General features: G+C 44.5%; 14 protein-coding genes and 1 pseudogene. 6 read left to right on the forward strand and 9 right to left on the reverse strand.

Annotation, left to right across the window (positions count from 1 at the left end; translation table 11 throughout):
• From B4033_RS08965 to rimI, 3 genes and pseudogenes are all read left to right on the forward strand, one after another.
• Window positions 1–109 (forward strand): annotated as a pseudogene (locus B4033_RS08965) (elongation factor Tu); the annotation flags it as partial.
• A gap of 213 nt (window positions 110–322) precedes the next feature.
• Entirely contained in the window at window positions 323–1,204 is an 882-nt protein-coding gene (locus B4033_RS08970) for a metal-dependent hydrolase (RefSeq protein ID WP_286833297.1), read from the forward strand.
• Window positions 1,205–1,308: 104 nt separating this feature from the next.
• On the forward strand, window positions 1,309–1,767 hold the full coding sequence (rimI, locus tag B4033_RS08975; protein WP_286833299.1) for a ribosomal protein S18-alanine N-acetyltransferase: 459 nt from the start codon (window positions 1,309–1,311) through the stop codon (window positions 1,765–1,767).
• A gap of 34 nt (window positions 1,768–1,801) precedes the next feature.
• On the opposite strand, the gene B4033_RS08980 is transcribed toward rimI, so the two are convergent.
• The 3 genes from B4033_RS08980 to trxB all read right to left on the reverse strand — a co-directional run bounded on the left by B4033_RS08980 (window position 1,802) and on the right by trxB (window position 4,416).
• On the reverse strand, window positions 1,802–2,617 hold the full coding sequence (locus B4033_RS08980) for an arginyltransferase (RefSeq protein WP_048881338.1): 816 nt from the start codon (window positions 2,615–2,617) through the stop codon (window positions 1,802–1,804).
• Window positions 2,618–2,638: 21 nt separating this feature from the next.
• The gene (gene aat / locus B4033_RS08985; protein ID WP_004811158.1) at window positions 2,639–3,370 is read right to left on the reverse strand and encodes a leucyl/phenylalanyl-tRNA--protein transferase; all 732 of its coding nucleotides are present in this window, start codon (window positions 3,368–3,370) and stop codon (window positions 2,639–2,641) included.
• 83 nt (window positions 3,371–3,453) lie between these two features.
• Window positions 3,454–4,416 (reverse strand): thioredoxin-disulfide reductase, encoded by a 963-nt coding sequence (gene trxB, locus B4033_RS08990; protein WP_004811157.1) that lies wholly within the window; start codon window positions 4,414–4,416, stop codon window positions 3,454–3,456.
• 261 nt (window positions 4,417–4,677) lie between these two features.
• Between trxB and B4033_RS08995 the strand changes: the two genes are divergently transcribed.
• Entirely contained in the window at window positions 4,678–7,821 is a 3,144-nt protein-coding gene (locus B4033_RS08995; protein WP_286833303.1) for a DNA translocase FtsK, read from the forward strand.
• Window positions 7,822–7,885: 64 nt separating this feature from the next.
• On the opposite strand, the gene B4033_RS09000 is transcribed toward B4033_RS08995, so the two are convergent.
• From B4033_RS09000 to B4033_RS09025, 6 genes are all read right to left on the reverse strand, one after another.
• The gene (locus B4033_RS09000) at window positions 7,886–8,173 is read right to left on the reverse strand and encodes a PA4642 family protein (protein ID WP_005221110.1); all 288 of its coding nucleotides are present in this window, start codon (window positions 8,171–8,173) and stop codon (window positions 7,886–7,888) included.
• Between the two features lie 304 nt (window positions 8,174–8,477).
• Window positions 8,478–8,750: a cell division topological specificity factor MinE gene (gene minE, locus B4033_RS09005; RefSeq protein WP_004811152.1), complete on the reverse strand. Its 273-nt coding sequence runs from the start codon at window positions 8,748–8,750 to the stop codon at window positions 8,478–8,480.
• Between the two features lie 2 nt (window positions 8,751–8,752).
• Window positions 8,753–9,565 (reverse strand): septum site-determining protein MinD, encoded by an 813-nt coding sequence (minD, locus tag B4033_RS09010; protein WP_004811150.1) that lies wholly within the window; start codon window positions 9,563–9,565, stop codon window positions 8,753–8,755.
• A gap of 65 nt (window positions 9,566–9,630) precedes the next feature.
• Window positions 9,631–10,350: a septum site-determining protein MinC gene (gene minC, locus B4033_RS09015; RefSeq protein WP_004893319.1), complete on the reverse strand. Its 720-nt coding sequence runs from the start codon at window positions 10,348–10,350 to the stop codon at window positions 9,631–9,633.
• A gap of 157 nt (window positions 10,351–10,507) precedes the next feature.
• A complete protein-coding gene (locus B4033_RS09020; protein WP_004893321.1) occupies window positions 10,508–11,575 on the reverse strand; it encodes a hypothetical protein in 1,068 nt (355 codons plus the stop codon).
• A gap of 19 nt (window positions 11,576–11,594) precedes the next feature.
• Window positions 11,595–12,518: an acyltransferase gene (locus tag B4033_RS09025; protein WP_076753155.1), complete on the reverse strand. Its 924-nt coding sequence runs from the start codon at window positions 12,516–12,518 to the stop codon at window positions 11,595–11,597.
• A 250-nt stretch (window positions 12,519–12,768) separates the two neighbouring features.
• Between B4033_RS09025 and B4033_RS09030 the strand changes: the two genes are divergently transcribed.
• Both B4033_RS09030 and B4033_RS09035 read left to right on the forward strand, forming a co-directional pair.
• Window positions 12,769–13,422 carry an OmpA family protein gene (locus B4033_RS09030; RefSeq protein ID WP_163166964.1) on the forward strand — a complete coding sequence of 218 codons (654 nt, stop codon included), beginning with the start codon at window positions 12,769–12,771 and terminating at the stop codon, window positions 13,420–13,422.
• 135 nt (window positions 13,423–13,557) lie between these two features.
• Window positions 13,558–13,751, forward strand: a 194-nt coding sequence (locus tag B4033_RS09035) for a UvrD-helicase domain-containing protein (RefSeq protein ID WP_286833314.1), incomplete at its 3' end; no start/stop codon positions are given.

Here is a 13,751-nt window from a genome sequence, read left to right on the forward strand (position 1 = left end):
GTCAGTAGAGCTGATCCACCCAATCGCAATGGACGCAGGCCTTCGCTTCGCGATCCGTGAAGGTGGTCGTACAGTGGGTGCTGGTGTAGTGTCTCGTGTTACTGCATAATCACTGATTGTGTAAAAAAAGCGTCCCTTTGGGACGCTTTTTTTTTGTTTATCTAAAGTGAAAAATAAATTGTCTAACAAAATTAGAGCGCTGTCCTAAAGTGATATTCAGCTGACCTTAACTGCAATGATGTCAAGCAGATAACTGAGTAAGATACCAATAAGAAAATAGAAAAATAGGGCCGGGTCGAGAAGATCTGTCAGGAGGCGTTATATGAATGCTGAAGTAAAAATTAATCATCGTGCCGGTGCAAGTTTTCCTGTACGTCGCATGAACTTTGATTTTGAACAGGTTCCAGAATACTGGATGAATGGTTCAGCCGGGCTGACTCATTTTATGACAGCATTGTCTGCCTTGTTTCCCGCAGGTGAAAAATTCTTTATCGACAGTGTGCGTGCGGTACGTAATCATCCTGAGCTTAAAGACAATGAAGCACTGCAAAAAGAAATCTCTGCTTTCATTGGGCAAGAAGCGATGCATACCCAGGAACATGTCGGCTTCAATGCCTCAGCGCAAAAATACGGCCATGATGTTGATACCTTGGATCGTTATACCGATAAAGTCATTCAAACGACGCGTAAAGTCATGGCAAAATTGGCCAAGCCTGTGGGAATTACTCAGGAAATGGTAGATTTGACTGCAACGACCGCACTTGAACATTTTACTGCGACCATTGCCTCTCAGTTGTTGACCAATAGTCATATTCAGGAACTGATGAAAGATGACACCATGAAGACCATGTGGTTATGGCATGCCATTGAAGAAAATGAGCATAAAGCTGTGGCTTATGACGTGTTTGAAGGCGTGTTTGGAAAAGGCTTAAAGTCATATCTGTTACGTACCAGTTCACTGGTGATCGCTATGGTGACTTTGTTCTTTGTACAAAGCTATTTTGTCATGCGTCTGCTAAAGGAAGATCGTCAGTTAAACCTGGAATCCCTCAAGGACATTTACGAATATGGTTATAGTCCGTCCAAAGGTGTAATTACTGGTATGGGGCGTGAAATGGCGATGTACTTCAAACCGGGTTTCCATCCAAATGACCATGATACACACAGTTTGCTGGCACACTGGAAAGGCAAACTTGGTCTTTAATCTGACACTAAAAAAGGGCGATTGAAATCGCTCTTTTTTTTACTCGATTTTCAGCATAAAGTTTCTATAATGCGCAGGAGATTTTTATTGATAGATGAACGAACATGATTCGTTTGATGCAAATAGCAGATATAGATGCGGTCACCCAGATTGAGCAACAAGTGCAATCTCATCCTTGGACCAGAACCCAGTTCGAGGAAGCCGTTAGTGCTTATCAGAGCACTATTATTGAATATGCAGGTAAAGTGGTGGGCTTTTGTATTTTGCAACCGGTACTGGATGAAGCCAATTTATTACTCATGGCAATTGACCCAAGCCAGCAGGGCAACGGGCTTGGTTTTCAGTTGCTAGAAGAATCAATCCAGTTATTGAAAAATAATCCGGTACAGATTTTCCTGGAAGTACGTGAATCAAATACAGCTGCAATTCGTCTTTATGAAAAGGCTGGTTTTCACCAGATTGACCTGCGCAAGAATTACTATCCAAACCCGGGCGGTGGGCGTGAACATGCCATTATTATGGTGAAAGCATGTACGGATGACTTTGCCAGCCTGTTTAAATAAATCAGATTAATGCTTCTTTTTAGTGACGACCATCTTACTTGATGATGGGATTATTCCATCCGGAGGGTAGGGTCGTCATCAAGGAGTTTCCCAGGTGTTCAATCTCCGCCGCATTGAGCGAGCGGTTTAACCGACGCCATTGGCCATCAATCAGCAATTCAAGCGGCAGGTATTGAGACTTGTAATTCATCTTGCTGGAATGCGGGACCCAGTAACCCAGATAAATAAAAGGCAGCTCTAATTTCTGAGCATGTTCAATCTGTTTTAGAATTGCAAAAACACCGAGTGAGCGTCGATTTTCATCCGGATCAAAGAAGGTATAAACCGCAGAAATTCCGTCATCGAGCAGATCACAGGTCGATACACTGATCAGCCGGTCATCTTTCCAGAGTTCCAGGAAAAAGCTATCGGTACAGCTTTGCAACAAAAACTTTTCAAACTGATCCCGGCTTGGTGGATACATATCACCATCGGCGTGGCGTTCATTGATATAGCGTTCATACAGCGCATAATGGCTATCATTTGCCTGCTGCGGTGCAGTAATGCGCAGGCTTAAGTCCTGATTTCTTTTCCATGCCTTTTTTTGTGAACTGTTCATGTTGAATTCACGCACTGGTACACGAGAGGAGAGGCATTGACGGCACAGGTGACATTCAGGACGATATACAAAATCGCCACTACGGCGGAAACCGGTACGGGATAATTCAGAAAGTGTCACCACATCTATGCGATGTGAGGGATCGAGAAAAACCATACGTGCAGACTTGTTGGGCAGATAGCTGCAATCGTGTGGCGGGGTAATATAATACTGTAAATCGTTCAGTAGGGATTTTGGTTGATAGGAGTTCATGACAAATTCCCTCTGTTATTTTCATTCATTTAATCGCGCATTTAACGCTATTGTTTTACTTGAAAATACACCCTCCTGATACTTTTGCCAATTGATAGGTGGGCGTTTTATCACATCCTGTAACGAATTAAGATACGCTTGGCGAGAAATTGTACTGGCACCGAGGCTTAGCAGATGGTCATTGACCAACTGGCAGTCAATCCAAGGCAGCTGATTTTCCTGACCAATCAGCATTAAAGTATAAAATGCCATTTTCGAGACATCGGTCTGGGTGCTGAACATGGATTCACCAAAACAGCCCTGTCCAATGGTGACGCCATATAATCCGCCCACCACTTGATCTTCATCCCAGACTTCAATGCTATAGCCATAACCGGCGTCAAACATATCACAGTAACCCTGAATAATATCTTCGCTAATCCAGGTGTCATCGGCATAAGCACGAGGCAGTGAGCAGGAACGGATAACCCGTTCAAAAGCATGATTCACAGTAATTTTATAATCATACTTTTTCATATTTCGAATCAGGGATTTACTTGGATGATAATCCTGTGGTCGGATAATGCAACGTGGTTCCGGGCTCCACCAGCAGATTGGATCACCTTCAGAAAACCATGGAAAAAGGCCATGTGAATAGGCTTCAAACAGGGTAGATGGAGTGAGATCGGCGCCAATACAAATCAGGCCTTCTCCTTCAAGATCCACTTCTACAGGATTGGGGAAAATGAACTGTGAAGGAGGAAGATGTTGCATGCTTGAACTTGGTTTTAGAATCATCAGTATTTATCATACATAAAAAAACCGCCCAAGATGGACGGCTTTCTCATTTTCGCTGCTTAGTCTAACTTGCCCATCGCATCGAGATATTTTTCTGCATCCAGTGCGGCCATACAGCCCGAACCTGCAGAGGTAATTGCCTGACGGTATACGCTATCCGCAATATCACCCGCAGCAAATACGCCAGGAATAGAAGTTTGCGTTGCATTGCCCGCAGTACCGCTTTGCACCTGGATATAACCATCACGAAGCTGTAATTGACCTTCAAACATGCTGCTGTTTGGCTTATGGCCAATCGCAACGAACATGCCTGAAACTTCAACTTCTTGAGTCGAATCATCTTGAGTTGATTTCAAACGTACAGAAGTTACGCCTGCTTTGGCATCACCTAAAACTTCATCCACTTGATGATTCCAAATGATGCTGATTTTTCCTTCTTTCTCTTTTTCAAAAAGATGGTCCTGAAGAATTTTTTCAGAACGCAGGCTGTCACGACGGTGTACCAAAGTCACGTGAGATGCGATATTTGACAGGTAAAGCGCTTCTTCAACCGCAGTATTACCACCGCCGACAACCATGACTTTCTGGTTTTTATAGAAGAAACCATCACAGGTCGCACATGCGCTCACGCCTTGACCCATAAATGCAGCTTCAGATTCAAGACCCAGGTATTGCGCAGTCGCACCGGTACAAATGATCAAGGCGTCACAAGTGAACTCTTCCATGTCACCTTTTAATACGAAAGGACGTACGTTCAGATCTACTTCATTGATGTGGTCATATACGATTTCAGTACCGAAACGTTCCGCATGCGCCTGCATACGTTCCATCAATACTGGACCAGTCAGGCCTTCAGGATCACCTGGCCAGTTGTCCACTTCAGTCGTCGTTGTCAGCTGACCACCAAGTTGCAGACCTGCAATGAGTGTCGGTTTTAAGTTTGCACGCGCTGCATACACAGCGGCGCTATAGCCAGCAGGGCCGGAACCTAAAATAATCAGTCTTGAGTGACGTGCGCTCATCGGGCTATCCTTTTTGTATTTAGAAATTTATTGAATTATACGTGAAACTGTATAACAGTGGTGTGAGATTAAAGTCGATATTATTGATCATCCAAATCGATTTGAGCTATATAGAAGTGATAAAGAACAAGACCTATGTGCAGTTGCACAATACTGCATCTTTTTTCGTGTAACAGGTGCATAATAGGCATTTTATTGCGTCGTTTTTTTGAATCATAATAGCAAAAGAACATTCATGAAGAATTGGCTACAGGACAGTATATGACAACGGTGTCGAGTGCTTATGCACAGCGCTTAGTAATGACATTATTTTTGGTCTCATTTGGGATCTATCTGTTTCTTGCAACAGTGACCTATACGCCATTTGACCCGGGGTGGATGCACATTTCCAGTGACACCCAGACGGTTTCAAATGCCAGTGGGGTTGCAGGTGCATGGATTTCAGACTTACTGTTTGGTTTTCTGGGCTGGGCGAGCTTACTCATTCCATTATATCTGTTCGTAGAAGCAGTACAGGTTTGGTGGCCACACAGCTTCCTGAACCGGCCATTCCGTTATGCAGCGCAATTCTTCCTGTTACTGACCACTTCTGCCTTACTGTTCCTGTTCTGGGAAGTTCCTGCTGATACACTGGATAATTCGTCGGGTGGCATTATCGGTTATGAATTAGGTCAGAGTCTTGAACAGCTATTAACGATATACGGTGCGGCAGTGTTTCTGGTGGGTTTATGGGTCATGCTGTTTACCTTGGCCTTTGGCGTGAAATGGAACAAAACCTGGAGCAGCCTGAAAGCAACGCCTGCATATTTACAGGATCTGTTTTATCGTAATGTCCCGGAAGGGGAGGGCGAATTTGATCGCTCTATGGCAGTTGCCAAGAAAGATATCGCCAGCAGCCCTGCTAAAAAGAGCATCTCAACGCCTGTGGTTCCTGTACCTGAGCATGAGCCTGTAGAAATAGATCCCGTAGTTCGTGACCATGTAGCCGAGCGCCTGTTTGATGACATTGCTGACCGTGAATTCAAGGCGCAACAGAAAAAACATATTGAACCTGAACTTAGTCCGGAAGATGAAGAATTTGAAAAAACGCTTGAAAAAGCGCATCGCCTGATTCAGGATCCAGATCGCGTAATTACTACGGGCGAAGTTTGGCGTGCCTTGCATTCTGATGATGATCAGCGCCATAAACAGGATATCGATGCTTTATTAAAAGCAGCGGAAGAACAACAACATACCCCTGCAGCCCCTACAACAATTGCTCCAATTCAGGAAATCAAGGCACATCTTAAAACTGAAACACCTGTACCGTCTGTGACGACGAAAAAAGGTCTGGATTGGGATGATGATGAAATCTTTGATGAGCTATTGGCAGCTGTACCGCCGGGTAAAACTGCGACGGATGTGCATAGTCCATTTACTGCGCAAGCAGCTACTGAACAGCCAACCTTAAGAATTGTCGAAGACTTACCCAAAGGTGCGGCAGCGACTGCAGCTGTGGCAACAGGCATCAATATTCCACCGGTTTCTACGCCCGCAATACGCAACACGGGGCTAGAAACTGATTTTGATGATCTGGATGATTTGCTGGTCGAGGATATTGAGCCAGAAAAGCCAGCCCGTGCTTCCAGCTATGCGCAATCTTCCGCTTTTGTACAGGCACCGATTCAGCATCAGGGCATAGAAGTCTCTGCACCTGACAGCAACTCGACTGCTCAGACAGCTCTTCAACAAAATACAAATCAGCACAATACCATTGATGCAGTCAAAGCGGCATTATCCAAAGAAGAATTTATTGAAGCATGGCATGAAACTGCGGGTGCTCCTCAAGAAGAAGATGAATTCGATTTTGATGCTCCACTGACTGACTCGATGGGTCGTCCATTGTCACGCGCCATGATGGTGACTGAACGCCGTAAAGATCTTTCGCCATTACCAGGTCTGGAACTACTGGATGAAGTTGATCCGAACAAGAAAGTCAATTTCACCGAAGAGCAATTATCACGTCTGTCTGAATTACTGGAAATTAAACTACAGGAATTTAACGTCAAGGCCAAAGTGGTTGAAGCGCAGCCTGGCCCAGTGGTCACTCGTTTTGAACTGGATCTGGCACCAGGGGTAAAAGCCTCTAAAGTGACGAATATTTCCCGCGACCTGGCGCGCTCCATGTCGATGGCTTCGGTGCGTGTGGTTGAAGTGATTCCAGGCAAGCCATATATCGGGATTGAAGTACCAAACAGTACCCGTGAAATGGTACGCCTGATCGAGCTGGTTAAAACACCGAAATTTGAAGATGCAAGTGCTATCCTGTCGATGGCGATGGGTAAAGATATTTCTGGCAATCCGGTGATTACTGAACTTGGCAAGGCACCGCATATGCTGGTTGCCGGTACAACCGGTTCTGGTAAGTCGGTCGCAGTAAACTCGATGATTTTATCGATGCTACTCAAGTACACACCTGATCAATTACGTCTGATCCTGATTGACCCGAAACAGTTGGAACTCGCAAACTATAACGATATTCCACACCTGTTGACGCCTGTTGTCACGGACATGAAAGATGCAGTCAGTGCACTAAACTGGTGTGTCAATGAAATGGAACGTCGTTATAAGCTGATGTCCTTCCTGAAAATTCGTAAGCTAAGCGACTACAACCGTAAGGTTGAAGAAGCCATTGCCAATGGTGAAGATCTGTTTGATCCAACCTGGAAAGCCAGTGAATCGGTGGCAGGGGAACGTGCACCACGTTTGACACCATTACCATCGATTGTGATTGTCGCGGACGAATTCGCAGATATGATCATGCAGGTCGGTAAAAAAGCGGAAGAAATGATTACCCGACTGGCACAGAAATCTCGTGCTGCGGGGATTCACTTGTTACTGGCAACTCAACGCCCATCGGTGGATGTGATTACCGGTCTGATCAAAGCCAATATCCCAACACGTGTAGCACTGCGTGTAAACTCGAAAATCGATTCGCGTACCATTCTGGATGCAGGCGGTGCAGAAGACCTGCTTGGTCATGGTGACATGCTGTTTCTGGGGCCAGGTAAGATTGAGCCTGAGCGTGTGCATGGTGCCTTTATTGCCGATGATGAAGTTAACCGTATTTGTGATGCCTGGCGTGAGCGTGGTGCCCCGAACTATGTTGATGAAATTCTAACTCCATTTGATGAAGAACCAACCAATCGTGGCTTTGAAGATGGTGGCGATGGTGCTTCTGACCGTGATCCACTGTATGACCAGTGTGTGTCTTTCGTACTGGAAACTCGTAAGGCATCTACATCATCGCTACAGCGTAAGTTTAGCCTCGGTTATAACCGTGCTGCCCGAATCATTGACCAGATGGAAGAAAATGGTGTGGTGAGCGCGATGGGCGCGAATGGTAAGCGTGAGATTCTGATCTAATTCAGCATCTCCACCGATAAAAAAGCCTGCATGAAGCAGGCTTTTTTATTGCATCAGCAAAGTCTTAAGCGAACTTGGCCAATACTTCAAGGAACTCAGCACTGTGACGCGGGAATTTCGCGATTACGTCATGAATGCGTTCACCTTCAGGGTTAGTAGCATTGATATCACGACCATCTGCAACGAATTGAGTCAACAGGCGTTCATAGTCAAAAGGACGCATGTGTTTATAAGCATGATAAAGCACATGAAAGTCTGCGTTTACGCCTGCAGGAGGTAATTGAGTGAGATAGGCAAATACACGCTCATCTGACCATTCTTCGTTAAACGTTGCCGGTTGAGACAATGCCATCACAAGCTCCTTGATATAATTTTCGACATGAAAAAGGCAAAATATGAGTACGCAAGTGACAAAGTATTTTTCATTTTCTCTGTCTACCTTGAAGCTAAACTTCGGATCTTGTGATTGGGTAAAGTAAACTTTGTATAACCAGTCCACTCGAAGCATCGCTTCTCGTCTTGCGCTTCAACAAAGCAGTAATTTACTTTCAGTCCAATCGAAGCAAAGCTTCTCGTCTTGCGACTGAACAAAGCAGTGCTTTGTTCAGTCTCATATTTTGCCTTGAATCAATTTAATTGACTAATCAAAAATCAAATTATCGTTCTTCAGGTAAATTGATATTCATTTCAAGCATTTCAATATTCGCTTCAGAACGGACCTGCATTTGAATATGCTGTTCATCTACACCGCGAACATAACGATTGACCACTTGCATGATTTCTTTCTTCATCATGTCAATCTTGTCCTGGCTTAAACGACGTCCCAGACCCTGTTCAGATGCAACAATTACCTTTAAACGGTCTTTCGCGGTTTGTGCGCTTGTTGGTTTTTCCTCACTGCTAAAAAGCTTACTCCAGAATCCAGCCATGCTTATGCTCCAAATAGTCGAGCTAACCAGCCCTTTGGTTTCACTTCAATATGACGGTAAGGACGCTCTTCACCCAGGAAGCGCGCAACCAGGTCATCATAAGCCTGACCTGCAGCAGAAGCAGTAAAGTTGATAACTGGCTTGCCTTCGTTCGATGCTTGCAGGACACTTGGACACTCAGGAATTACACCCAGAGTCGGCACACGTAAAATATCTTTAGAAATGTCATCAATGGTCAACATTTCCTGTTTATCCGCGCGTTCAGGATTGAAACGTGTGATACACAGATGTTTACGGATGCGGCCTTCATTTTGTTCTACTTTTTTAGTCTTGCTGTCGAGCATACCAATGATACGGTCAGAGTCACGTACTGAAGAAATTTCAGGGTTAGTGACAATGATGGCTTCATCAGCATGGTACATGGCCATAATGGCACCACGTTCGATCCCTGCAGGTGAGTCACAAATAATGTAGTCAAACTCCTGCGACAGTTCATCCATTACACGTGCAACACCTTCATCAGTGAGGGCATCTTTATCACGTGTTTGAGACGCTGGCAAAATATATAAGTTCTCAATATCCTTATCGCGAATAAGCGCTTGTTGTAATCGCGCTTCGTTATTTAAAACATTCACAAAATCATAAACAACACGGCGTTCACAACCCATGATCAAGTCAAGGTTACGTAAACCCACGTCAAAGTCGATAACAACAGTTTTGTGGCCACGTAGGGCTAAACCTGTTGCAAAAGATGCACTTGTTGTAGTTTTACCTACACCACCTTTGCCTGACGTTACGACAACAATTTTCGCCACCGAATCCACTCCTGTTATGGTTTAAATTCCCTATTTAACATAGGGTTTTGGTGTTTATTTATACATTAAAATTCTAGAGCTTCAAATACAAGCTCTAGTTGATCATTCAAGTAAATATGCACAGGCTTTTTCACCACATGCGGTGGAATATCGTCTGCAACACAATAGGTACCTGCAATCGAAATCAGTTCTGCTTCCAGTGCATGACAGAAAATGCGTGCTGCAGTATTGCCGCCTGCACCGGCAATCACACGACCACGGGCACTGCCATAAACATGAATATTGCCAGAGGCAATCACTTCTGAACCGCTGTTAATGCCAGCACTGATAATAATGTCGCCATGATGCTGCACAATGCACTGGCCAGTACGCAGGATTTCATCATGGTAAGAAGTCACATGAGCAATGACAGGTGCTGCCTTAACTTCTTCTGTTCCAGCATCTGACTTAACCACTTCCGGTTTGACTTCAATGACCTGTTCTTTGGTTGCCTTGATTTCCTGTAGCTGACGGTCAGGTGGCAATACCGGGAACTGGATTGCACGTGCCTGATCTGCAAGCAGGCCTTCAGTCACCGCCATCGGTTGTACATCCATGCTGATCAACAGCTGGATAAGCGCGATAAGTTCCTGCTCGACAGTACTTTCAATCACCACCAGGGTGCCCGGTGGAAAAGCAGCTTGTAATTTTGGTGCTAATTGCTGGCGGATCGCATCATGATCATTTGTTTCAAGGGTAATGCGAATCGCATTGACCATTCTGCCCTTAATCCGTATATCAGCCATAGTTCTTCCTTAATACTTCTGACTTGTAAATTTTATGTCGAAGTAATGTTGTAAATAGTGCAAATCCTAGAACAAATTTCGTTAATTCTCTAGCGATCCAGGTTATTTTTTTATGCGATCAGATGCCATAAAAAAGCATAGCATTATTCATGCTGAATTAGAGGTATGTTGAACGCTGATTTTGCTCATTTTCTTCCAGAATCTGCTGCCACTGTTTAATTTTGACCTGTTTGCGGATCGCTTCAAGTGTTTCAAAAACAGCCGACTCCACCAGTTTGTCAATGTTTGGATTTTGTTCAATCTGGATCTGACTGATCTTTTCAGAAATCATGGCAAAAGTTGGATTATCTTTACTGTAATCAGTATGCGTAAACGGATCGATCAATCCTTGGGTAATATTTTCTCCCAGACGTTGTCCGATACTCTGAATCTGCTGTTCCATGCGACTGCCTACAATCGGGATTAGGCGTAACAGCCGGGTCAGCTCTGGCGTATCTTCAATGGCTTTATTCACCACTTGGCCGACGTTTTTGGAAATCATATAACGCTGTGCCTGTAATTCCTTGCCTAGGGTTTCTTGCAGGATATCTGCCAAGGCAATGGCAAATAATTGACGGTGATGCTCGACCAGGTCATCAATTAGTTGACGGTGCGTGGTACTGGTGGTTAGCTCGCGTTTAATTCCGTCCAGTACGGTAACTACAATACGGCTGGTCAATTCTTCCATAACCAGGTTGTAATAGAAGTTGCCACGCTTATACCAGCGAGACGGAATCACCTTGAAACCATGGCTATGCAGGTTGTAGCCGATAGCCACTGCGCGGAGCAGACGCAGGAAACGCAGTTGCGGCACGATCGCGAGAATTTCATACCAGTGAATAAACGGAAAGAACCACCAGCGGGCATGATGACGCAAGACTATGGCAATTAGCCAGCGCACCAATAACTCCCCAATCAGGAAAGTCGTAAACCAGCCTTCAGTAATGATCACCCAGGGACGCAGTTCAGCCTTATAAAATTGCAGGATTTCAGGCAGACGTATGAAATCGAATAACCATTGTCCGAAGTCGCTCATTAAAATGGCATTGGCACTCAGGCAGAACAGGTTGATGACGATTAACACCATCATAAAGATGTCATAGGCCAAGGCGACCTTCCAGCCCCAGGTGCCTTCACGGAAAAACTTAAAGGCGCTGGAGCTGGTTTTCGGGGGAGTTGGTTTCATAGTCTCTCAGATCAGTGCATCAGGCTGCTTGAGCCAGATCCTGCTTCATTTTTTCAATCAACTGATCTTTCTCAGTCCAAATTTGATGAACCCATTGCTGGAAACGCTCGCGGTATTCAGCATCTTCTTCATAATTACCGCCCAGTACCCAGTCCGGAATATCAATCTTTCTTAAATCTACCGCAATACGGGGTACTTCGCCTAGCCAGAATTCACCATAACCTGGTATGCCGTCCGGATAAACGATAGTCATGTCCACAAAGGCATCAATACGGTCACCCAGAATATTCAGCGCCAGGGCCAGACCGCCGGCCTTCGGTTTGAGCAAATGTTTAAAGGGAGACTGTTGCTGGTCATGTTTCTCTTGGGTAAAACGCGTACCTTCCAGATAGTTGAGCAGGGTAAATGGCTGACTCAGCAATTGCTGGCAGGATTTACGTGCTTCATCCATATCGCGATCTTTGAGGGCCGGATTTTTAGCAATCTGTTCTTTGGTGTGACGTTTCATCATCGGAAAACCAAGAATCTTAAATGCCTGTCCGACGAATGGAATAAAGATCAGTTCCCATTTGGTAAAGAACCGAGTCAATGGCATACGGGTTAAGCCGAAGTATTGATTGACTGTAGTATCGACCCAGCTCTGATGATTACAGCTCATCAGGTAGCGGCCCTGCATATTCAGATCCAGAGATTCATCAATGGTAATGGTCCATTGGGTATTTTTAAGGACATTCTCGATCAGCCAGTTGTTTACGCCAAGCCAGCTGTTGGTAATCTTGATATTGGTTTCATCAATTTTGGATGACTTTTTGACTAGTTTGGTCAGACCGAGGGCCAGTACTGGCGGTCCATGGAAAAAGGTACTTCCCGTCATTACTGAAGTCACAGTCAGGCCACGTGCAATTTTTTTTAATATAGGCTGTTTTTTACTTTCCGACGACATATAACCCTGTCCTAAGCTGAAAATCGACTAAATTTTTTCATATTATTAACAATATACGTTTTCAATCTGAAATAGAAAAGTACCGAATGAGAACAATGGAGAAAATGTGATGAAGTTAACCGTTTTGGTTACACATAAACATTACAAATAGTTACGAAAAGATTTATTATTAACAAATCAGATATAGTTATTGATTGAATTATTGACCATTATTCTTCAAATACAACAAAACAAGTTAAGGAGGCATGCGATGCGTGCAATGTTAGTTACAGCAGCAGTAGCAGGGGCGGTAGCACTTACAGGTTGTCAAACTACTGGTAATAACCTCGGTGGTGTTGAGTACGACAAAACAGCTTTGGGCACAGTAATTGGTGCTGCGGCAGGTTATGGTATTTCTAAAGGCAATGCAAACACTAGCCGTCAAAACAACCGTGCAGCGGCAATCGGTGCAGTACTTGGTGGTGCAGCGGGTGTTTACCTGGACAATAAAGAGAAAAAATTACGTCAAGCGACTGCGGGTACTGGTGTAGATGTAAACCGTAATCCAGACGGTTCAATCAACTTGGTAATGCCAGGTGCGATTACATTTGATACCAACAAGTCAAATATCAAACCAAACTTCTATGCAACATTGAACAAAGTTGCCCAAGTTCTAACTGAAGATAACAAGAGCGGTATTCTTGTGACTGGTTATACAGACAGCACTGGTAACGATTCAATTAACTTGCCATTGTCTCAAGCACGTGCGAACTCTGTAGCAAACTACTTGGCAGGCCAAGGCATTGCACGTACACGTATTAATGCTCAAGGTTTAGGTTCAGCGAACCCAATCGCAGACAACACAACTGCAGCGGGTAAAGAACAAAACCGTCGTGTTGAAATCGCGGTATATGCTGTTCAGTAAGATCTGAATTGCAGAAAAGACCACCTTCGGGTGGTTTTTTTATGTCTGAAGTATGACGCAGGAAAATGAATTTTCAATTAGGCAACTGAGCTTGAGCCGACTATAATCGGAGCCGAATCTAGAAGAGGAAGCACTATGTCACTCGCCAGTCAGTTAAATGACAAGCAACTTGAAGCCATGAAATATACTCAAGGACCCTTGTTAGTGCTTGCCGGTGCGGGTTCAGGTAAGACTTCAGTAATCACAAGAAAAATCGCCTACTTGGTCAAGCATTGCGGCATTCCGGCACATCGTATTACGGCCATGACCTTTACCAACAAAGCCGCACG

The organism is Acinetobacter sp. UBA3132 (assembly GCF_002364825.1).
GTDB classification, from domain to species: domain Bacteria; phylum Pseudomonadota; class Gammaproteobacteria; order Pseudomonadales; family Moraxellaceae; genus Acinetobacter; species Acinetobacter schindleri.

What these genes read in the sequence shown, in the direction of transcription:
- trxB (WP_004811157.1), bottom strand. Translation starts at nt 4,416, where the DNA reads ATGAGCGCACGTCACTCAAGACTGATTATTTTAGGTTCCGGCCCTGCT.
- B4033_RS09020 (WP_004893321.1), bottom strand. Translation starts at nt 11,575, where the DNA reads ATGAAACCAACTCCCCCGAAAACCAGCTCCAGCGCCTTTAAGTTTTTC.
- minC (WP_004893319.1), bottom strand. Translation starts at nt 10,350, where the DNA reads ATGGCTGATATACGGATTAAGGGCAGAATGGTCAATGCGATTCGCATT.
- B4033_RS08970 (WP_286833297.1), top strand. Translation starts at nt 323, where the DNA reads ATGAATGCTGAAGTAAAAATTAATCATCGTGCCGGTGCAAGTTTTCCT.
- rimI (WP_286833299.1), top strand. Translation starts at nt 1,309, where the DNA reads ATGATTCGTTTGATGCAAATAGCAGATATAGATGCGGTCACCCAGATT.
- B4033_RS08980 (WP_048881338.1), bottom strand. Translation starts at nt 2,617, where the DNA reads ATGAACTCCTATCAACCAAAATCCCTACTGAACGATTTACAGTATTAT.
- B4033_RS09030 (WP_163166964.1), top strand. Translation starts at nt 12,769, where the DNA reads ATGCGTGCAATGTTAGTTACAGCAGCAGTAGCAGGGGCGGTAGCACTT.
- B4033_RS09025 (WP_076753155.1), bottom strand. Translation starts at nt 12,518, where the DNA reads ATGTCGTCGGAAAGTAAAAAACAGCCTATATTAAAAAAAATTGCACGT.
- B4033_RS08995 (WP_286833303.1), top strand. Translation starts at nt 4,678, where the DNA reads ATGACAACGGTGTCGAGTGCTTATGCACAGCGCTTAGTAATGACATTA.
- minE (WP_004811152.1), bottom strand. Translation starts at nt 8,750, where the DNA reads ATGGCTGGATTCTGGAGTAAGCTTTTTAGCAGTGAGGAAAAACCAACA.
- aat (WP_004811158.1), bottom strand. Translation starts at nt 3,370, where the DNA reads ATGCAACATCTTCCTCCTTCACAGTTCATTTTCCCCAATCCTGTAGAA.
- B4033_RS09000 (WP_005221110.1), bottom strand. Translation starts at nt 8,173, where the DNA reads ATGGCATTGTCTCAACCGGCAACGTTTAACGAAGAATGGTCAGATGAG.